19 protein-coding genes and 2 pseudogenes are annotated in these 18,859 nt (G+C 57.6%); 9 read left to right on the top strand and 12 right to left on the bottom strand.

Translation table 11 applies throughout. The features are described 5' to 3' along the window. The first annotated feature begins 20 nt into the window (after positions 1-20). The 6 genes from D3P04_RS14405 to D3P04_RS14380 all read left to right on the top strand — a co-directional run bounded on the left by D3P04_RS14405 (position 21) and on the right by D3P04_RS14380 (position 6,881). Complete coding sequence (locus D3P04_RS14405; RefSeq protein WP_119750068.1) at positions 21-1,559, top strand: sugar ABC transporter ATP-binding protein; 1,539 nt, start codon at positions 21-23, stop codon at positions 1,557-1,559. Between the two features lie 40 nt (positions 1,560-1,599). After that, entirely contained in the window at positions 1,600-3,642 is a 2,043-nt protein-coding gene (locus D3P04_RS14400; RefSeq protein ID WP_220475348.1) for an ABC transporter permease subunit, read from the top strand. 89 nt (positions 3,643-3,731) lie between these two features. Continuing rightward, positions 3,732-4,667 (top strand): acetaldehyde dehydrogenase (acetylating), encoded by a 936-nt coding sequence (locus D3P04_RS14395; protein ID WP_119750174.1) that lies wholly within the window; start codon positions 3,732-3,734, stop codon positions 4,665-4,667. After that, positions 4,664-5,671, top strand: a complete 1,008-nt coding sequence (gene dmpG / locus D3P04_RS14390; protein ID WP_119750064.1) for a 4-hydroxy-2-oxovalerate aldolase — start codon at positions 4,664-4,666, stop codon at positions 5,669-5,671. The genes D3P04_RS14395 and dmpG overlap by 4 nt, the downstream gene beginning before the upstream one ends. 48 nt (positions 5,672-5,719) lie before the next feature. Continuing rightward, positions 5,720-6,061, top strand: coding sequence for a RidA family protein (locus D3P04_RS14385; RefSeq protein WP_119750062.1), 342 nt, complete (start codon positions 5,720-5,722; stop codon positions 6,059-6,061). Positions 6,062-6,119: 58 nt separating this feature from the next. Beyond that, complete coding sequence (locus tag D3P04_RS14380; protein ID WP_119750060.1) at positions 6,120-6,881, top strand: hydroxypyruvate isomerase family protein; 762 nt, start codon at positions 6,120-6,122, stop codon at positions 6,879-6,881. Positions 6,882-7,024: 143 nt separating this feature from the next. On the opposite strand, the pseudogene D3P04_RS23965 reads toward D3P04_RS14380, so the two are convergent. From D3P04_RS23965 to D3P04_RS14360, 6 genes and pseudogenes are all read right to left on the bottom strand, one after another. Then, positions 7,025-7,099 (bottom strand): annotated as a pseudogene (locus tag D3P04_RS23965) (hypothetical protein); the annotation flags it as partial. Then, a complete protein-coding gene (locus D3P04_RS23585; RefSeq protein WP_232845022.1) occupies positions 7,096-7,314 on the bottom strand; it encodes a hypothetical protein in 219 nt (72 codons plus the stop codon). The gene D3P04_RS23585 and the pseudogene D3P04_RS23965, both read right to left, overlap by 4 nt. Positions 7,315-7,341: 27 nt before the next feature. Next, positions 7,342-7,600: pseudogene (locus D3P04_RS23580) on the bottom strand (Fic/DOC family N-terminal domain-containing protein); the annotation flags it as partial. Between the two features lie 616 nt (positions 7,601-8,216). Further along, the gene (locus D3P04_RS23395; protein ID WP_182912873.1) at positions 8,217-8,378 is read right to left on the bottom strand and encodes a hypothetical protein; all 162 of its coding nucleotides are present in this window, start codon (positions 8,376-8,378) and stop codon (positions 8,217-8,219) included. A gap of 9 nt (positions 8,379-8,387) precedes the next feature. Further along, complete coding sequence (locus D3P04_RS14365; protein ID WP_119750056.1) at positions 8,388-8,633, bottom strand: hypothetical protein; 246 nt, start codon at positions 8,631-8,633, stop codon at positions 8,388-8,390. Next, a complete protein-coding gene (locus tag D3P04_RS14360) occupies positions 8,630-10,144 on the bottom strand; it encodes an FAD-dependent oxidoreductase (RefSeq protein ID WP_119750054.1) in 1,515 nt (504 codons plus the stop codon). The genes D3P04_RS14365 and D3P04_RS14360 overlap by 4 nt, the downstream gene beginning before the upstream one ends. A 44-nt stretch (positions 10,145-10,188) precedes the next feature. On the opposite strand from D3P04_RS14360, the gene D3P04_RS14355 reads away from it, so the two are divergent. Both D3P04_RS14355 and D3P04_RS14350 read left to right on the top strand, forming a co-directional pair. Beyond that, the gene (locus D3P04_RS14355; protein WP_119750052.1) at positions 10,189-10,677 is read left to right on the top strand and encodes a MarR family winged helix-turn-helix transcriptional regulator; all 489 of its coding nucleotides are present in this window, start codon (positions 10,189-10,191) and stop codon (positions 10,675-10,677) included. A 271-nt stretch (positions 10,678-10,948) separates the two neighbouring features. After that, positions 10,949-11,266, top strand: coding sequence for a hypothetical protein (locus D3P04_RS14350; RefSeq protein ID WP_333473101.1), 318 nt, complete (start codon positions 10,949-10,951; stop codon positions 11,264-11,266). 2 nt (positions 11,267-11,268) lie between these two features. On the opposite strand, the gene D3P04_RS14345 is transcribed toward D3P04_RS14350, so the two are convergent. Further along, complete coding sequence (locus D3P04_RS14345) at positions 11,269-11,904, bottom strand: TetR/AcrR family transcriptional regulator (RefSeq protein WP_119750050.1); 636 nt, start codon at positions 11,902-11,904, stop codon at positions 11,269-11,271. 100 nt (positions 11,905-12,004) lie between these two features. On the opposite strand from D3P04_RS14345, the gene D3P04_RS14340 reads away from it, so the two are divergent. Beyond that, positions 12,005-12,463 (top strand): hypothetical protein, encoded by a 459-nt coding sequence (locus tag D3P04_RS14340; protein ID WP_232845010.1) that lies wholly within the window; start codon positions 12,005-12,007, stop codon positions 12,461-12,463. Positions 12,464-13,322: 859 nt separating this feature from the next. On the opposite strand, the gene D3P04_RS14335 is transcribed toward D3P04_RS14340, so the two are convergent. The 5 genes from D3P04_RS14335 to D3P04_RS14315 form a co-directional block, all read right to left on the bottom strand. Further along, on the bottom strand, positions 13,323-14,183 hold the full coding sequence (locus D3P04_RS14335) for an ATP-binding cassette domain-containing protein (protein WP_119750048.1): 861 nt from the start codon (positions 14,181-14,183) through the stop codon (positions 13,323-13,325). Then, a complete protein-coding gene (locus D3P04_RS14330) occupies positions 14,180-15,019 on the bottom strand; it encodes an ABC transporter ATP-binding protein (RefSeq protein WP_119750046.1) in 840 nt (279 codons plus the stop codon). Before D3P04_RS14330 ends, D3P04_RS14335 begins: the two co-directional genes overlap by 4 nt. A 4-nt stretch (positions 15,020-15,023) precedes the next feature. Beyond that, on the bottom strand, positions 15,024-15,923 hold the full coding sequence (locus tag D3P04_RS14325) for an ABC transporter permease subunit (RefSeq protein ID WP_232845019.1): 900 nt from the start codon (positions 15,921-15,923) through the stop codon (positions 15,024-15,026). Positions 15,924-15,937: 14 nt separating this feature from the next. Further along, positions 15,938-16,945, bottom strand: a complete 1,008-nt coding sequence (locus tag D3P04_RS14320; RefSeq protein WP_119750042.1) for an ABC transporter permease subunit — start codon at positions 16,943-16,945, stop codon at positions 15,938-15,940. A gap of 75 nt (positions 16,946-17,020) precedes the next feature. Continuing rightward, positions 17,021-18,613 (bottom strand): ABC transporter substrate-binding protein, encoded by a 1,593-nt coding sequence (locus D3P04_RS14315; protein ID WP_119750170.1) that lies wholly within the window; start codon positions 18,611-18,613, stop codon positions 17,021-17,023. Between the last annotated feature and the right edge of the window lie 246 nt (positions 18,614-18,859).

Below are 18,859 nucleotides of genomic sequence, written 5' to 3'. Positions count from 1 at the left end.
TTTATTCGGGAGCGAAAACGATGCCTACGACACTATCTCATGAGGCTATATGCGTTTCGGCTGTGAGAAAGGCCTATGGTCCGACCGTCGCGCTTGATGATGTGAGCGTCACTGTCCGCAGCGGAACTGTTCATGCACTGTTAGGAGAGAACGGTGCCGGAAAATCGACCTTCGTTAAGCTTCTTTCAGGGCTGATTGTTCCCGACACTGGCGACGTCAGCGTATTCGGGAAAAATGTCCGGCTGGACTCTCCGCGCGCGGCGCATCGGCTGGGCATTCAAACCGCCTTTCAGGAGATGACACTCCTGCATAATCTCACCGTGCTCGAGAACATGCTTATCCCGAGTGCTCCCGTCTCTGTTACGGGCAGCATCAAACGGAAAAGAGCCAGAATCGACATCTCGCGACATTTCGAGGATATGGGTCTGTCCGACCTGAACCTCGACGACGAGATTGGCGAACTTGAACTTGCCCAGCGGCAAAAGATCGAGATTGCACGTGTCATTTACCGCCGACCGAAGGTCCTGTTGCTGGACGAACCGACCTCTTCGCTCTCGGGGCCGGATGTCGAATGGTTGGGTGAGGTCATCCGGCGTGAAAAAGAGCGCGGGACCACGATCATCTTCATCTCGCACCGTTTGTCGGAGGTCCGGGACTTCTGCGATGACCTGACGGTTCTCCGAGGCGGCACACATATCGGTTCGGGTCGCGTCGCGGACTTCAGGGATGAGGACGTGATCAAGATGATTGCAGGCCGGCCCCTTGTTCATTCGTTTCCACCCCGGACGCAGACGCGACACGCGCTTGGTGATGAAATCCTTTCTCTCGAAAATGCCGGAGCTGAGGGCAAACTCAGAGATGTCAGCCTAAGTCTGCGCGAGGGGGAAATCCTGGGGGTCGCCGGCCTGCAGGGTATGGGCCAGCACGATCTGTTCCTTTCCATTTTTGGTGACAAGCCACTAAGCTCAGGTCGGCTTAAGATTGGCGGGCAGAAGGTTGTCTTTACCAGTCCTCGCGATGCGATCCGGGCTAAGATAGGTATCAGTCTCGTTCCCGAGGAGCGTAAGACAGAAGGCCTTTTTCTCAGATTGAGCGGAACCCATAACGCGACGATTCCGATGATCGATAAATTCACCAAGTTTGGGCTTATCGACCGTAAAAGGGAATCTGCTGAGGTTCGACGCGCCTTCAGCAAGATCGACCTGGTGGAGCGGGCCGAGTGGTCCACCGCCGATACGTTTTCGGGCGGCAATCAGCAGAAGATTGCAATTGCGAAGTGGCTGCTCACGCAGGCGCCGATCCTGCTGGTTTACGATCCGACGCGCGGTGTCGACGTCGGGACAAAAAACGAGATCTACAAGATCTTGCTGAGATACGCCGAGGCGGGCGGTGCAGTCATATTCTATTCGACCGAAATCCCTGAGCTTGTCCATTTATCCGATCGAACGATCGTCTTCTATGGCGGAACGGTGATTGCGGAATATGCGAATGACGCCCTGACGGAAGAAAATATTCTCGCGGCAGCTCTTGGGTCCGCGCCTTTGAAACCTGCAATCTAGGAGGCTAAGCCAAATGGTAGTCCAATCCAGGGCAACGAGGATGGAAGCGCTCACAAAGCTCGCGTTAGGTCGCCATCGTGGATTGATCACCGTGCTGATCGTGCTTGCCATTCTCGCGATAATCATCGTGGGAGCCAGTGCGCATGCGCTGAGCTATTACGATATCTCCCAGATCGTAACGGGCGGGACAACGCTAAGCATCTTGGCCGTGGGGCAGACGCTTGTGGTGCTGACGGGAGGATTTGATCTTTCAGCGGCCGCAACGGTTTCCTTGGTGAATGTCAGCCTGGCAAGTCTGCCTCCCGGCATGGTCACTTCTCCTTTGCTGCTGGGACTTCTTGGAATCGGTATTGGTGCCGTAGTAGGTGCAGTGAATGGCTTTTTTGTGGCCTATATGCGACTACAGCCGATTGTCGTTACGCTGGCGACCATGTTCATCATTCAGGGCATAACGCTCCTGGTGATGCCTACGCCGGGAGGGATGATAGAAGGTTCGCTAAGCGGCTGGTTTGTATCGGACGCTATCCCAGGGATTCTCCCAATGTCTGGGCTGATCATCCTCGTGTGCCTCGCGTGTTGGTATTGGTTGAAGAAAACACCGTTTGGCTTGGCAATCTATGCGGTTGGCGGAGACGCTGAAAGTGCGCGTGATACCGGGCTTAAATCCTCACAAGTGCTTTTTCTCACCTATATGCTGGCAGGCGGATTATATGGCCTTGCCGGGGTTTGCATCAGCGCGCAAACCGGAGCAGGAGATCCGCTGGTCGGCAATCCGATGCTCCTTCAAATGTTTGCTGCTGTCGTCGTTGGCGGGACCATGCTGGGCGGGGGGCGCGGTGGGCTAACCGGCAGCGTTGCCGGTGCGTTCGTACTCATATTAACACTTAATATCCTGCTGATCCTGAACGTATCCGCCTATTATTCGACCGTCGCCGAAAGTTCGATTTTGCTCATAGCTGTGCTGCTGGGCGCCATTCACCGCAAATCAGTTTTGGCGCAGAATCTGTATCGCCTGCGGTCGTATATATCGGCCTGGCGGGAAGGAAGTCTTTCGTCCCAGCTTAACCTTGTCCACAAGAAGCTATCGCTTCCGATTAACGAAAACGAATCCGATGTCGCGCCCCGGCCGACGCTTTCAGAGTGGTGCGCGCGCAATCAGAGGACCATCATGCTGGTGTTACCGGCCTATCTGTCGGTGATGCTCGTCGTAATTGTGACGCAAGCGGTGCTTGGTAACACTTTGCTCAACGGCAATTACTACAATACAGTGCTCGTCCTATCCTCATTCTTGGCCGTTCTTGCTCTCGGGCAAGGTTGTGTGATCCTGACCGGAGGCCTTGATCTCTCGCTGCCATGGGTCATCGCGCTATCAGGTATCGTGGTCAGCAGCATGACGGCGGGTTCGAACCCGGCCCTTCTCTATGCGTTGCCGATCGTCCTTCTGATGGGATGCGTCATCGGCATGGCGAACGGGGCAGGTGTGGTGTTTCTCGGCCTGTCACCTTTCGTCATGACATTAGCGATGAACGGGATTTTGCAGGGCGCTGCTCTGCTCTATTCAAATGGAACACCGGACGGTTTTGCCGACCCCGCGCTACGTCAGTTCATGAGTTCACGGATTCTGGGTATCACGCCAGTTGTGTTGTTCATGCTGGTCTTCGTCATTTTCGCGATACTGCTGACAACGAGAACCGCCTTTGGCCGCAGACTCTATGCGATCGGGAACAGCAGAAGAGCTGCGGTGCTCTCGGGCATCAATGTCAATGTGACGATCATATTGGTTTACATGTTGTCGGGATTTTGCGCGGCCCTTGTCGGCATTCTGCTGAGCGGTCTGGCGGGGCAGGCAAGCCTGGGTATGGGTGATGAATATCTTTTACCCTCGATTGCTGCAGTGGTGATCGGAGGAACGCTCATCAACGGGGGGCGAGGCACCTATGTCGGCATGTTGGGCGGCGTCCTGTTGCTTACTGCACTACAGACACTGCTTTCAGGAACGACTCTTCCGACCTCAAGCCGTTCGATCGTCTACGGCATGGTCATTCTCAGCGCCGTCGTTCTCCTGCGTGAGCGCCGCAGTTGAGGCACATGCAGTGCCTGTTTATCGACGGAGCACAGGGCGCTCAGGCGAAAGGACAATATGTTGCAAATTCTGAAATGGAAGGTCAGGAGATGAAGAAAACAAAGGTGGCGATCATTGGATCCGGCAATATCGGGACCGATCTGATGATCAAGGTTCAACGGTCGAACAGGCATCTGGAAATGGCCGTGCTGGTCGGCGTCGACCCACAATCGGATGGGCTGGCTCGGGCCAGAAAGTTAGGCGTCGCAACGACGGCTGAAGGAATCGACGGATTAAGGCGAATGCCGGAATACGCCGATATTAGCGTCGTCTTCGATGCAACCTCAGCAGGGGCACACAAGGGGCATTCCGACATTCTCGCCGCAGATAGGAAAATCGCGGTCGACCTGACACCCGCTGCGATTGGCCCTTTCGTAATCCCTTCGGTCAATATCGATGAGCATGTTTCAGTTAACAACGTGAATATGGTGACCTGTGGGGGTCAGGCGACGGTGCCGATCGTGGCGGCGCTCAGCCGTGTCGCGCCGGTACCCTACGCGGAAATCGTTGCATCAATTGCATCGCTTTCAGCTGGTCCTGGCACCAGAGCGAATATCGACGAGTTCACCGAAACGACGGCCCATGCCATCGAGGTTGTCGGAGGAGCCAAACAAGGAAAGGCCATCATCATTCTGAATCCCGCCGAACCTCCGTTGATCATGCGAGATACTGTTTTCGCACTCATGGAGGCAGGGCATGAGGATGCTATCCGGTCTTCGGTTCAACGGATGGTTGAAGAGGTCCAGAAATATGTACCGGGTTACCGGCTCAAGCAGGCCGTGCAATTTGATGAAGTTTCCGGAGTGATGCCGAGGGAATTCAGCCCCGACATGAACAAGCAAATGGTCAAGGTCACAGTGTTTCTCGAAGTAGAGGGCGCCGCGCATTATCTGCCGGCCTATGCCGGCAACCTCGACATCATGACATCTGCAGCACTACGCACGGCAGAGAGCATGACCCAACGACGGGAGGAGCTCGCGATATGACGGAAAAGCTTTATATTCAGGATGTAACGCTGCGCGACGGCATGCATGCTATCGTTCACCAATATGGTCTTGATTCGGTTCGTGACATCGCACGGGCACTCGACCAGGCTGGAGTCGGTGCAATTGAAATCGCGCATGGCGACGGTCTTTCGGGGTCGAGCTTCTGCTACGGTTTTGGCCGTCACAGTGACGCAGAATGGATCTCCGAAGTGGCCGAAGTGGTAGAGAATGCACGTCTGACGACTTTGCTCATACCGGGAATTGGGACGATTGAGGATCTGAAACGCGCACAAGGTTGCGGTGTCCAATCGGTTCGAGTTGCCACGATGTGTACTGAGGCAGACGTGTCAGCGCAGCATATTCAGGTCGCGAGGGAACTTGGGCTCGATGTTGCCGGATTTCTCATGATGGCGCATATGACTGACCCGCAAACCCTTGCCGAACAGGCAAAACTGATGGAAAGCTACGGCGCGCAATGTGTCTATGTCACGGATTCCGCTGGAGCCCTGACCATGGAAACCACGCGTGACCGCGTATCTGCGCTGCGCCAGACTCTGTCCCCAGAAACTGAAGTTGGTATCCATGCACATCACAACCTGTCGCTCGGCGTCGCGAATTCAGTCGTTGCAATCGAAGAAGGAGCCCGGCGCGTTGACGCTTCCCTTGCGGGGATGGGGGCAGGAGCAGGAAACGCGCCACTGGAAGTCCTCGTTGCCGTTGCCAACCGGATGGGATTTGACCACGGCTGCGATCTTTACAAGCTGATGGACGCGGCCGATGATCTGGTGCGACCTTTGCAGGACAGGCCGGTCAGGGTGGACCGAGAGACACTGACCATCGGCTATGCCGGAGTCTATTCATCCTTTTTGCGCCACGCCGAGCGGGCATCAGAAATCTACAATGTAGATTCAAGAACAGTTCTGACCGAGCTGGGACGTCGTAAGATGGTGGGAGGTCAGGAGGACATGATCGTCGATGTTGCACTCGACATCGCCCGGGCCTGACATGCTGGAGGCGCAACAGGTTTCATCTACTTCACAGAAAGGAACATCATGATCCACCGTATCGACACGGGCTCCCGGCTAAGTCAGGCGCTCATTCACAACAATATTATGTATACCGCCGGACAAATCGGGGCATCTGGCAAGAGCGTTTCGGAGCAAACGACAGCAATCCTAGCCTCCATAGATCGCCTGCTTGCCGAGGCAGGCAGCAACAAGACAAAGATCCTTCAGGCGACGATCTGGCTCGCAGACATCAAGGATTTCGAAGAGATGAATGCCGTTTGGGATAAATGGGTCGACCCGGACAATGCTCCAGCGCGAGCGACTGGCGAAGTCCGCCTTTCTGATCCATCGCTGAAAGTCGAAATTATTGTCACGGCGGCTGTTTAATCTCTTGGCGCGTTAGAAAATTCGGCCAGTTGGGCAGCTCGCCAAGGAGTTAGTCTGAATGAAATTCTCAGCAAACCTTGGATTCCTGTGGACGGAGTTTGAACTGCCCGAAGCAATTTATCGGGCGGCAGAGGCAGGTTTTCAGGCCGTCGAACTGCATTGGCCATACCAGACTCCCGCTGAGAAAGTGAAAAGGGCTCTTGATGACACCGGGCTCTCTTTGCTTGCTCTGAATACGGCGCGCGGCCGGGCCAGTGAAAATGGGCTTTCAGCACTGTGCGGACGCGAAGCGGACGCCCGTGCAGCAATCGACCAGGCGATCGCCTACGCCCGGGCTGCTGGGGCGGAGGCGATCCATGTTATGTCGGGAAACAGTAAAGGACCGGAAGCTCATGCAGCCTTCCTCTCCAATTTGAAGTATGCACGTGCGAACGCGCCTGAGAACGCAATGATCTTGATCGAGCCGCTGAACCCGCGAGATTGGCCCGGCTATTTTCTGAGTCACTCTGAGCAGGCGATTCAAATCCTAGATTCGCTTCGAGATCCTGGTGTGAAACTGATGTTCGATTGCTATCATGTGAGTCGGACTGAGGGCGATATATTGGGAGGGTTGCAGGCACTTCTGCCGTGGATTGGGCACATCCAATTCGCCTCCGTGCCTGACCGAGGGCCGCCAGATCAGGGTAGTTTTGATTATGCCCAGATGTTTGCTGTGCTCAGGGATTTGAATTGGAGAAGACCGCTTGGCGCAGAATACAATCCTCGCGGTCCGACCGACCAATCCCTCGGTTGGCTACAACCCTTTATCAAAGAAGCATGAACCATGTATAGTAGACGTACTAGACTTGGCCCGCCGCCAGATCGCCTTCTCCCGCCATTCATAAAGCTGCAGGATAATCTGCCCAGTGCCTGAACCCGCGATGTCAGCCGATATGTCACTTCGCGCGGAAATTCGATGCTGACCTCGCGCGCAAGTAGGCCGCGCCGGGTCAGCCCGGCCAGTCGCTCGCTCAGAACCTTGGGTGTGATGCCAGTCAACCGGGCCTGAAGCTCACTGCAACGCAACGTATCATCGGTAAGATTCCATAGATCACGGTCCCGGTGGTGTCGTTCATCAAGACGGTGCCAGGGGTGTTGCGGATATCGAGTTCGACGCCCTTGATGGTGCGGCAGACCTCGACCGCGATGGTCGTCGAGAGCGGGCGCTGCTGCAGCATCCCGAAACCCCGATTCAGGGCGGTGCGATAGCGCAACGCCTCCTTGGTCGCCGGATCGGCTTGGCCACCCGCGTCATTGGCAAAGCGGAACAGCCGGTCTGTGGTGGTGACGATGTTCTCGATCGGAGCTCGCCTGGGCTTCGAGCAGGGGAATTGAGTTGATCAGCACTGCCTGGTTGGGGATGATCTGACCGAAGGTCCGCAACTCCGCCAGAGCAGCTCGTGCCTCTATGCAGGCCTTAAGCACGGGCTTGATCTCTATATCCTGAGCCGGCGGCAGGGCAGGGAGGTCGTTGAACGGGCGGTCTGATCGGAAGGTCATGTTGAGCACTGCTTTTCGATCGACATACGGAACTGACGTGTAGATCTCATCGACAGGTTGGGTTAATGTGTCGATTTTTATTAGATATATCGACGTGTATCGAGGGGCGCAAGTGGCAGGCCATTGGCAAGCAGGTTGAAGCGCATTTAAAAGAAGGACAGGGGGTATTCGCAGATGACGACCGCTGGACCCAATCAGGTGGAAACCATTCCCGGCGATGGCCAAAAGTTCTATTGTTCTATATAGAACAGTATGTTACGTTATGCAGCAAGCTTAGGGATATAGCGCTCAATCAATCGCAAGTATCGTTGGTTGCGAGCCCCCGCAACCAATGCAAACATAAGTCAATCATAATCCAAATATAACAATCGTTTGGACCATTTATGGGCGGGAAAGCGCGTATTTTGGGCTGGTCAGTTCGCGCTCGCCTGTCCCGACCCTGAAATCTCGTATCAAGGTGAAACGGGCAGTCGTGTGTGGAACTCCTGACGTTTTTGGCCGTTTACAGCCCTTCGTCGGTGGGATGGGTGACGCAGCGCAGCTTCACCGAACCAGTCATTCGCTGCGCATGTGAGATCAGAATCGGACAGATATCCTATGCGCTCGTCTCGTCGGATCACGGATTGCCCGAGTTCCCCAGCTCCATCTCTGCATCATGCAGTCGCTGTCTGATCGTAGCGACGAGTTCGTCGCCACCTTCACGTCGGACGTCGCGCATGACGGCAGCGACAGCACTCATTATCCGTACAACGGTGCTGTTGAACTGTAAGCGTTGCATCTGACCCCCTCATTGCGCCCTGCCCAGCTTGCCGATGACTGCGATCAGGCGCGGCAGGGTGATGCCGCCGCCCATCAGTTCGATGGCCGAGGCGCGCAGGACGCCTCCCAGTAAGGTTATGCTCACCACCGAGATCGACCCGATCTGGATAAAACGCATGGGAATTGCGTCGCGACCAGCGCTGGCGGCGGCGATCTGCAGGTTTTCCGCCAGGGCGCGAGCCTGCCCGGCAGCCGATACAATCGCGGCCCTCATTGCTGTGCCTCGCAATACGCCGGTAATCCCATGCGATCGAGGCAGGTTTCGAGCTCTGCGGATCCCGCCGGGCCGAGCGAAAGGACCGCTGCAACATAGCCGTCGGGCCGAACCAGCACGCATTCTCCCTGCGCCAGTTCGTAAGCCGCATCGACATGATCCAAGGCGTCGACGATATCGCCCTTTTCGCCGAGGCGATGGATATGCAGCCCCGGTCGGGGCGCGACAGCGCCTTGTCCGTTGACGAGCAGCGTCCAGTGCGCGCCCCTGAACAGCTGGAACAGCCGCGACGGGTGGCCGGCCGCACCTGCGATCGGTGCGTCCGGAGCGCGGTCGCCCGCCCGAATGCCATCCCTTTTTGGGGAGGATTCCACGTTGACTGACGAATTGGGGTAGCCGATGTCGAGCTGCCGTACCTCGCGCCCGCGCTTGATCTCGCCGCGCTTCCCGGCTTCGAGCAACCGGGTCGAGAGGCCGAGCATCGCTTCGGCCACCGGGCGGCGTTCGCACTCGTAGCTGTCGAGCAGGTCGTCACTCGCGCCGCGCAGCACAGCCGCCAGCTTCCAGCCGAGATTGTAGGCGTCCTGCACGCTGGTGTTCAGGCCCTGACCGCCAGTGGGCGGATGGATATGCGCCGCGTCGCCGGTCAGGAACACTCGGCCGACACGGTAACGCTCGGCCAGCCGAGCGTTCATCGCATAGGCCGAGGCCCAACTCACCGATTGTACGCGAACGTCGTTGCGTTTCGTACGCTCGGCAATCATATGCTGCAGCCCCTCTGCGGAAAGATCGACCTCGCCTTCCTGCGGGACCGGGCCCTGAAGCTGGAATAGGTCTGTCCCTCCAAGCGGGCAGATCGAAAGCATCCATTGCATGTCGCCGTCGTTGAACTGGTGCCACCAGCCACGGTCGAGCCCGGTCAGCGCGACATCGGCTACCATGGCGCCCACGTCCAGCGTCTTGCCAGGAAAACCCACACCGAGCGCGCTCCGCACGAAGCTGCGCCCGCCATCCGCACCGACGAGATAGCGAACGCGAAATGCCTCCTCGCGACCCGGCCCGGAAAGCCGCGCCGTGACGCCGTTGTCGTCCTGCTCGAAACCGACCAAGGCACAGCCGAACTCGACATGCCCGCTCAGTTCGGTGAGCCGTTCTCGCATGATCCGCTCCGTCATGAATTGCGGGATCATCAGGGGGATATGATACGGCTCCGCTGGCATCGGTTCGGGCCTTTCGCCGAAATCCTTTTCAACGAAGCTTCCATCCGGGCGATAGTCGCGCATCATTGGATAGATACCGCCGGCCGCGACGACCTTGTCGAGAATGCCGAGATCTTCGAACACTTCCTGCGTTCGCGGCTGGATGCCCTTGCCTCGCGAGCCGTGGAACGGCTCCCCCATCCTGTCGATGAGCCTGAAGGACACGCCGCGCCGCGCCAGTTCGATCGCCAGCGTTAAGCCAGCCGCTCCCGCACCGCAGACGAGCACGTCTGCCGCAAAATCATTTGGCATATTGGTCTCCATGAGTGTAATATGCACATAATAGGAGGCAAGGCATGTCGTCAACAGAAAAAGTGCAAATTACACATATTGGCCGTCAGATCCGCGAACTCCATGGGGCGCTTATCGAAATCGCGAGCCTCATGAACCGTCCGCAGCGAGACGAGCAGATGGTGCGTGAAGCCGGCATCGCCCTCGACCGTGCGCTCTTCCCGCTTCTCGTCGGGATAGAGCGCCTGGGGCCTATCGGGATCGTGGAACTTGCCGACCGGGCTGGCCGCGACTACACCACCGTCAGCCGCCAGGTGGCGAAGCTCGAAAGCCTGGGCTTAGCCGAGCGCAGGAAAAGCGCTGCCGATCGTCGCGTCAACGAAGCAGTGGTGACGCCGAAGGGCAAGGCGATGACCGACAAAATCGATGTCGCCCGCGAGCGAATGGCCAGCGCCGTCTTTGCAAGCTGGAATCCACATGATGTCGACGAGCTTGTGCGCCTAATGCGCAAGTTCGCCGACGCAATGGGCGGGGAACCGGAAGCACCCGGTTGATCGTCACCGGAGCAGATTGACCCGGGTCGAGTGACGTGGCCGCCACCGTTGGCTGTTCGTTCAACGGTTGGAAGATCACCAGTATCGTTGACGCCGTCTAGTCCGATGATGCCGGGATCAAACGCGACGCGTTCTCGTTAGGAGCGGAGGCGGAGCGCACGCAGCACGCTGTGGAGCGAGATCCCACCGCCCACCGTACAACGCCCGGCAGTACTTCCACTACAACGACCGCTGGGACAACGACCCGAACGACCCCGAACTCGGGACGATTGTGTCCAGCGAAGATGACTCGCGCCAAACCAAATGGATCAAGGCAATGATGCCGCGCCTTCAGATCATGAAGGCGATGCTCAAGCCTTCTGGCGTTCTTGCAATCTGCATTGATGACAACGAGCTCTTCCACCTACGGATGATGTTGGATGAAGTCTTTGGAGAGGAGAACCGGCTGGGGCAACGACGCCAACTGGCTTGCCCCATAGGTTTCCAGCCGCTTGTCCAATATCGCGTTGGCTTCGTTCGGTTCTCGATCCATCGCGAATACGAGGTTGCTGGATTGCATAAGCCGTCCACGCCGCGGGCCTGTCAATAAATCTATCCGGGTTGCGATGGCTCGCGGTGATGCTCCCGCAATTCCCCGATGAACAGCGCCAGTGATCGTTTCATCCATTGGGCGGGATTACCATTGGGCTGCCATTCCGGGAAATGCCCATCCACGAGCATGCGGGCCAGGCCATAAACCAGCGCGCGGCAGGACAGTACCAGCGTGTCGATATCGGCATCTTTCGACAACTGGCCGGTTGATTTCGCGGATTCCAACAGCGAGAGCATGCGTGTCCTGATCTCGTCATTGAGTTCACGCGACCTGCCTTCGAGGCCGACAAGGCTCCGCTGGCTGACGATCTCGAAATGGGCCGGGTTGTCCTGCGCCCATTCCAGGTAGCCCAGCCCGATCCGTTCGAGTTGGTCCAAGGGGTCGTCGTCATGTGGTGCCTGGGCCGCGCGCACCGCCGAGCTCAAGCGTTCCATCGCCTGTTCAGCCACGGCGGCAAGTAGCGCAGATTTGGACGGGAAATGCCGGAAAGGTGCTCCGGGGGACACGCCAGCACGCCTGGCGACCTCGCGCACCGAGACATGTTCGACGCCGCGTTCCTCGATGATGGCGATGGCTGCGGTGACCAACGCATTGGCCAGGTCGCCATGGTGATAAGGTTTCGACTCGTCGGGCATGCGCTTCTCCTCATCCACAAATGTAATCACTGATTATTTACTATGAAAGCCCTCGCGGAATGTTAGAAGTAATCATCGATTACATTTGGAGGAACGACTCATGCGCATTATGACCCGGAGACTTTCGGCCATCCTGACCGGCATGCTGGGATTGGTCGGAACCTCGGCCGTGGCGGAGGACGCGCCGATGCTTCGCATCACCTGGCCGCCGAAAGGCGCAGCCATTCCGCTCGCCGGTGATCCGGAAGGGGCAATCGGTGTGGTCGTGGAAAGCAATTTCCGGCTCATGTCCGCCGGAAGTTGCGGCGATGATCCACGTTGTGGCCATGTGCATATGAAGATCGATCCCGACGGAGACAGCTGCAACATTCCCGGCCGCACCTATAACAGCATGAACAGCGATACTGGCGGAACGCTGATCGTGGCCCGTTTCGGTCATTGCCCGGAACCGGCGGGTGACCATGTCATCGGCGTGTTGCTGGCGGACGATCGACATCAGCCGGTTCTTGTCGATGGCAAGCCGGTCACCGCGTTGGTTCCGGTGACGACACGGCGCTAGAATTGGCAGCTTTGCTTTTCACGCGAGTTTGAACGGTCGGTTTCCTCACTGTAGTGCTCGGAGGTATCGCTCCCGTGATGTCGTCCTTTCGGCAGTCCGAAGCCGACCATGCGGCTCATGCAGCGTGAGCGTCCGGCGAACCCGCCCTTGTGATGTGTCTTGCTGAGGCTTGATGTCCGCTATCGATGGTGGACACCAAGGCCCACTCTATCGGAGATGTCGCTCAGGCTGCGACGGGTTGTTTCGCCCCAGGCTCCGCATATTGCCACGGGAGCAGTTCATTCAGGCGGTTCATTTTCTGATCGTAAGCGTTGCATTTGGCCCCCGCCGAGCCCTCTGAAAGGTCCTTCGGTTGTTTCGAATTCTGTGCGCGTCGGCGGCGAGCCAATCTGTATTCACTATTTCTCGCATGAAATCGAAAGCCATGTCCGTTGTGCATTCAGCAAGGACACGGCCCGGCCAGAATCCGCGTGATTGTTTGCCAGCGCACACCCATTCCAAATTCATGACGTCGCTGACTGCAACCGCATTGCCATAGTCGACCTCCCATAACACCCCTCCATTCGCGATCTCAACAATATCGATGGCAGCGCCATAATTGTGATTGCTCAGACCACCCCGAGCATTGGTTTCGGAGGCCTGCACCGGGATTGGACGCTATATCGGCTTCTATAATATCTGCCGCCCGCATTCATCGCTTGGCGGGAAAACATCCGATCTGGCCTACTCCAACCAGCCGATATCCGAAGCGGGGGCGGTGTAACAGAGGCGGAAAACCACTTGGAAAGCACCCGAAACCTGTTCAGATCGGCCCAACCACCTCTATATCGGTATTGACGGTAAAGCTCTCCCCAATGTCTCAAACCGCCTGACGTTCCCGCGCTTCCCGACGGCGCTGGACACGGGCGCGGATCGCGTCGAGATCGGTGACGGGCGTCGCGGCGAACAATGCCTTGGTATAGGGATGCTGCGGATCGGCGAACAATGCCTCGCGGCTGCCCTGCTCGACGGCTTCACCCTTGGACAGCACCATCACGTCATCAGCGATATAGCGGACGACCGACAGGTCATGGCTGACGAAGACATAGGTCAATTCAAACTCATCCTGCAGATCGGCCAGCAAGTTCAGCACCTGCGCCTGCACCGACAGATCAAGCGCAGAAACGGGCTCGTCCAGCACCAGAAGGCGGGGATTCAGCATCAGCGCACGGGCAATCGCGATCCTCTGCCGCTGACCGCCAGAGAACATGTGCGGATAACGGTTGAAATGCTCGGGCTGAAGGCCGACTTTCTGCAACATCGCTTCGGCGCGCTCGCGCCGCTCGGCTGCAGGCGTCCTGGTATTGATGACCAGTGGCTCCATCAGCACATCGCCGACCTTCTGGCGCGGGTTCAGGCTGCCATAGGGGTTCTGGAATACCATCTGCACCTTGGATCGCATATCAGGTCCCGGCCTGCGGCGGGTGATATCGATCGGCTGTCCATCGATCAGCAATTCACCCTCCGACGGTGGGTCGATCAACGCAATGATCCGCGCCAATGTCGATTTGCCCGAGCCGCTTTCACCGACAATCGCCAGAGTCTTGCCCTGAGCGACGCTGAAATCGATACCTTTCAGCGCCCGGACCTGTTTGCCGCCGGTAAACAGACTGCCGGGGACGTGGTAATCCTGCACAAGCGCGCGGCCTTCGACGACGGCGATATCTTTTGCATCACTCATTCCGCATCCTCCCGCAGAAACATTTCTGACACGGTTGGCAACCGGTCCCCCGTCGCATGTTCCGGCAAGGCCGAGAGGAGTGCGCGGGTATAGGCGCTTTTCGGCGATTCAAACAGGCTCAGCACATCGGCCTCTTCCATTTTCCTGCCCTTGTACTGCACCACGACGCGATCGGCGGTTTCGGCGACCACGCCCATGTCATGCGTGATCAGGATCAGGGCCATGCCGTAATCCTCCTGCAATTTCATCAGCAGATCCAAGATTTGCTTCTGGATCGTCACATCAAGCGCCGTGGTCGGTTCATCCGCGATCAGAAGGCGCGGGTTCGAGGCGATGGCCATGGCGATCATCACCCGCTGACTTTGCCCACCCGACATCTGATGCGGATAGGATTTCAGCTTTTCCTCTGGCTGCGGAATGCCCACGGCGGTGAACAGTTCCAATGCGCGTGCGCGGGCCTGTTTGCGCGACATGCCCAAATTCAGGCGCAAGACCTCCTCGATCTGGAACCCGGCTGTGAACGAAGGGTTCAGCGAGGCGATGGGTTCCTGAAAGATCATCGTGATCTCGCGCCCGATCAGTTTTCGCCGCTGGGACCGGGACATGCGCAGCAGATCACGGCCATCATAGGTCATTTCATCGGCGGTGACGGTGGCGGTATCGGGCAGAAGTCCCATCACCGCCAGCATCGACACCGACTTGCCCGAGCCGGACTCGCCGACGATGGCCAGAACCTCACCCGGATCGACATGCAGATCGATTCCGTCAACGGCGGTAAAGCTGCCCGTCGCCGTGGCGAATTTGACCGTAAGGTTACGGATGTTCAGTTGCGCCATGTCCTCAGCTCCGCTTCAGCTTGGGGTCAAGCGCGTCGCGCAGCCCGTCGCCCATCAGGTTGATCGCCAGCACCGAAATCAGGATGGCAAGGCCGGGGAATGTCACCACCCACCACGCGCTTGAAATGAACTCCCGCGCTTCGGCCAGCATTGTCCCCCATTCGGGAGCGGGTGGTCTTGCACCCATACCCAGAAAGCCAAGAGCCGCGGAATCCAGCACAGCCGAGGAAAAGGACAGCGTCGCCTGCACGATCAGCGGCGCGAGACAGTTCGGCAGGATCGTCCTGAACATCAGCCGCAGATTACCCGCACCAGAGACGCGCGCGGCGGTGACATATTCGCGCTTCTGCTCGGCCATCACGGCGGCACGGGTCAGGCGGGCGAAATGCGGTTGATAGACAATGGCGATGGCAATCATCGCATTGGTCAGCCCCGGCCCCAGCACCGCCACCAGCACAAGCGCCAGCAACAGCGACGGGAAGGCAAGGATGATATCCATCACGCGCATGATGAAATTATCGATCCAGCCGCCGAAGAATCCGGCAATCAGGCCGATAATGGTTCCGCCGATCAGTGCGACGGAAACGACGACGATGCCGATGAACAGCGAATATTGCGCCCCAAAGATCAGGCGGGACAGGATGTCCCTGCCAACGGCATCGGTGCCAAGGAGATAACCTTCGTGTCCTCCTTCCTGCCAGATCGGCGGCACCAGCAGCAGGTCGCGATACTGGGCTGTCGGGCTGTGCGGGGCCAGAAGCGGCGCAAAGATCGCGATCAGCACCAGCAGGATAAACACCACAAGGCCCGCGACCGCTCCCCGGTTCTGGCGAAAATAGAACCAGAACTCGGCAATCATGCGACGGCGGATGGCCGCATCCGAGAGTTTTACAGGCGCGTTCATTTCAGAAATATCGCTCATTTGACGCGTATCCTCGGATTGATGAGGCCATAGGTCAGATCGACCAGCAGATTGACGACCATCACCAATATGGCGATCAGCAGCAGGCCCGATTGCACGACCGGATAGTCGCGGCTTGAAATCGCATCGACCATCCATTTGCCGATGCCCGGCCATGAGAAGATCGTCTCGGTCAGGATCGCGCCGGCCATCAGAACGCCAATCTGCAAACCGATGGTCGTGATGACCGGGATCATCGCATTGCGCAGCGCATGGACACCGATCACCCGGCGCCCCGGCATGCCCTTGGCCCGTGCGGTGCGGACATAATCCTCGCCCATCACTTCCAGCATCGCGGACCGGGTCTGGCGCGCGATCACCGCCAGCGGGATGGTCGACAGCACGATCGCGGGCAGAATCAGATGAAGCACGGCAGATTTGAAGGCCCCTTCCTGACCTGACAGCAGGCTGTCAATCAGCATGAAACCCGTCACATTGGGAAAGTAATACAGATAGCTGATCCTGCCGGAAACCGGGGTCCAGCCCAAATAGCCCGAGAAGAAGATGATCAGCAGCAGGCCCCACCAGAAAATCGGCATCGAAAATCCGACCAGCGCCGAGGTCATCGAGATCTGGTCGAACCAGCTTCCGCGCTTGATGGCAGCAAGAACGCCGACGGGAACCCCGATGATGACGGCGAGAAAGATTGCGCAGAGGCCAAGCTCCACCGTCGCCGGAAACAACGTCAGAAATTCATTCAGGACGGGCTTGTTAGTGGAAAGCGAATTACCGAGATCGCCTTGAAATAGCCGCCCCAGGAAGTTTAAATACTGCATAATCAGCGGTTTGTCATATCCCAGCATGGCCGTCAGCTGGGCATGCCGTTCGGGGGATACCCCGCGCTCGCCCGCCATCAGCAGCACCGGGTCCCCGGGCAGGATACGCACCAGCCCGAAAGCGATGATGGTGATCCCCAGAAAGGTCGGGATCAGATAGAGAAGCTTGGTTAAAATGAAACGAACCATGCGCCTTTTCCTTGCAGAACGCGCGGGGAAAGACGACCCCGCGCGTTCGGTTTCGGTTGAGGAGTTTCCGCCCGATTACTCGGCGATATCGACGGTGTCGAAGACGTAATCACCCAGCGGGCTGATGACGAAACCAGTGACACCTTTCGCCATCGGCACATAAGTGGTCGAGTGGGCAATGGTGAACCACGGGGCTTCCTCCTTGAAGATCACCTGTGCCTCTTCATAGAGTTTGGTCCGCTCTTCCTGATCGGTGGTCCGGGTGGCCTCGCTCAGCAAGCCCGAGAATTCCTCATTGCACCAGAATGCGCGGTTTGCGCCGCCTTCATCGGCCGATGCGCAGGACAGTAGCACCGACAGGAAGTTGTCAGGGTCGCCATTGTCCCCGGTCCAACCCAGAATAACCGCACCCTCCCGGCCGGCTTCCATCGATTTGGACAGATATTCGCCCCATTCATAGGACACGATTTCAACATCCACACCGACCTTGGACAGATCTTCCTGCATCAGTTCCGCCGTGCGGCGGGCATTGGGCATATAAGGTCGCTGAACCGGCATCGCCCAGATCTGCATCTTCAGATCGGTGACACCCTCGTCTTCCAGCATTTTCTTCGCGGCCTCGGGATCATAAGGATCATCCTCGATCGCGTCATTATAGGACCACATGGTGGGTGGCAGCGGGTTCTTGGCAGGTTCGGCCGCGCCCTGAAACACCGCTCCGATGATGGCTTCCTTGTTGATCGCCATATTCAGAGCCTTGCGAACCTTGGGATTGTCGAACGGCTCGACCGTCGTGTTATAGGCCAGATAGCCGACATTCAGCCCAGCCTGTTCACCCAGTTGAAGGTTTGGATCGGCCTTGATCGCCTCCAGATCCGCGGGGGCGGGATAAGACATCAGATGGCACTCGCCTGCCTTCAGTTTCTGTAAACGCACCGCCGCGTCGGGAGTGATGGCGAAAACCAGATCATCCACCAGTGGAGCGGTGCCCCAATAGTCGGGATTCTTCTTGTAGCGGATCACCGCGTCTTGCTGATAGTTGACGAACTGGAACGGGCCGGTTCCGATTGGCGCGTTGTTCAGCGCGGCCATATTGCCGGATTCCTCCAGCGAATCGGCATATTCCTTGGATACGATCGAGACGAAGGGCATGGCGATATTTGCCAGGAACGGTGCTGCCGGCTCGGTAAGCGTGAATTTCACCGTGTAATCGTCCACTTTCTCGATCTTCTCGATCAGTTCGGACATGCTCATCGATGAATAATATTCGTAGGTGAGCCCCGGAATATACTGGTGCCATGGGTGATCGGCATTGGCCTGACGCTCGAACGAGAAGATCACGTCATCGGCGTTGAAATCACGCGTCGGGGTGAAGCTGTCATTGGAATGCCATTTCACGCCCTGACGCAGATGAAAGGTATATTCCTTACCATCCTCTGATATATCCCAGCTTTCCGCCAGTGACGGCTCAACCTCGGTCGTGCCCTTCACGAATTCCGTCAGGCGGTTATAGACCGGATGGGCGCTCGCATCGAAGGTGCCGCCTGCGGTATAAGGCGCGGGGTCAAACCCCTCGGGCGAGGCTTCCGCGCAATAAACAAAGGTCTTTGCTTCTGCCACGGCGGCCGACATGGCGAGCGCCGATGCGAATATGAGCAGTTTTTTCATCGTATTTCCCTTTTCCCTGTTGTGATTCACAATGCATCTGCTGGTTTTACCGATCTGGCGGATCAATTTCATCCCTATGTATCACATTCTCTGCCATTCCCCTGCGTCACTTGTTAGCAGCACTGTTAACAATAGGTGTTATCGACAATATTTTTGGGTTCTTTCAGGGATACCCATGGCATCCTTGGTTCGGGCGCTCGATCTGCGTCCATGAGTTGATCGAAAAGCCCGGCCATGTAGTGTTTC

This window comes from Paracoccus onubensis, assembly GCF_003591515.1.
In the GTDB taxonomy this organism is placed as follows: domain Bacteria; phylum Pseudomonadota; class Alphaproteobacteria; order Rhodobacterales; family Rhodobacteraceae; genus Paracoccus; species Paracoccus onubensis.
Note: the sequence above shows the minus strand (reverse complement) of the source record. Positions and strands in the feature narration are given on the sequence as shown.

Excerpts from the sequence above, each read along its gene's own strand:
- D3P04_RS14405 (WP_119750068.1), top strand. The coding sequence starts at position 21 with ATGCCTACGACACTATCTCATGAGGCTATATGCGTTTCGGCTGTGAGA.
- D3P04_RS14400 (WP_220475348.1), top strand. The coding sequence starts at position 1,600 with ATGGAAGCGCTCACAAAGCTCGCGTTAGGTCGCCATCGTGGATTGATC.
- D3P04_RS14395 (WP_119750174.1), top strand. The coding sequence starts at position 3,732 with ATGAAGAAAACAAAGGTGGCGATCATTGGATCCGGCAATATCGGGACC.
- dmpG (WP_119750064.1), top strand. The coding sequence starts at position 4,664 with ATGACGGAAAAGCTTTATATTCAGGATGTAACGCTGCGCGACGGCATG.
- D3P04_RS14385 (WP_119750062.1), top strand. The coding sequence starts at position 5,720 with ATGATCCACCGTATCGACACGGGCTCCCGGCTAAGTCAGGCGCTCATT.
- D3P04_RS14380 (WP_119750060.1), top strand. The coding sequence starts at position 6,120 with ATGAAATTCTCAGCAAACCTTGGATTCCTGTGGACGGAGTTTGAACTG.
- D3P04_RS23395 (WP_182912873.1), bottom strand. The coding sequence starts at position 8,378 with ATGCAACGCTTACAGTTCAACAGCACCGTTGTACGGATAATGAGTGCT.
- D3P04_RS14365 (WP_119750056.1), bottom strand. The coding sequence starts at position 8,633 with ATGAGGGCCGCGATTGTATCGGCTGCCGGGCAGGCTCGCGCCCTGGCG.
- D3P04_RS14360 (WP_119750054.1), bottom strand. The coding sequence starts at position 10,144 with ATGCCAAATGATTTTGCGGCAGACGTGCTCGTCTGCGGTGCGGGAGCG.
- D3P04_RS14355 (WP_119750052.1), top strand. The coding sequence starts at position 10,189 with ATGTCGTCAACAGAAAAAGTGCAAATTACACATATTGGCCGTCAGATC.
- D3P04_RS14345 (WP_119750050.1), bottom strand. The coding sequence starts at position 11,904 with ATGCCCGACGAGTCGAAACCTTATCACCATGGCGACCTGGCCAATGCG.
- D3P04_RS14340 (WP_232845010.1), top strand. The coding sequence starts at position 12,005 with ATGCGCATTATGACCCGGAGACTTTCGGCCATCCTGACCGGCATGCTG.
- D3P04_RS14335 (WP_119750048.1), bottom strand. The coding sequence starts at position 14,183 with ATGAGTGATGCAAAAGATATCGCCGTCGTCGAAGGCCGCGCGCTTGTG.
- D3P04_RS14330 (WP_119750046.1), bottom strand. The coding sequence starts at position 15,019 with ATGGCGCAACTGAACATCCGTAACCTTACGGTCAAATTCGCCACGGCG.
- D3P04_RS14325 (WP_232845019.1), bottom strand. The coding sequence starts at position 15,923 with ATGAACGCGCCTGTAAAACTCTCGGATGCGGCCATCCGCCGTCGCATG.
- D3P04_RS14320 (WP_119750042.1), bottom strand. The coding sequence starts at position 16,945 with ATGGTTCGTTTCATTTTAACCAAGCTTCTCTATCTGATCCCGACCTTT.
- D3P04_RS14315 (WP_119750170.1), bottom strand. The coding sequence starts at position 18,613 with ATGAAAAAACTGCTCATATTCGCATCGGCGCTCGCCATGTCGGCCGCC.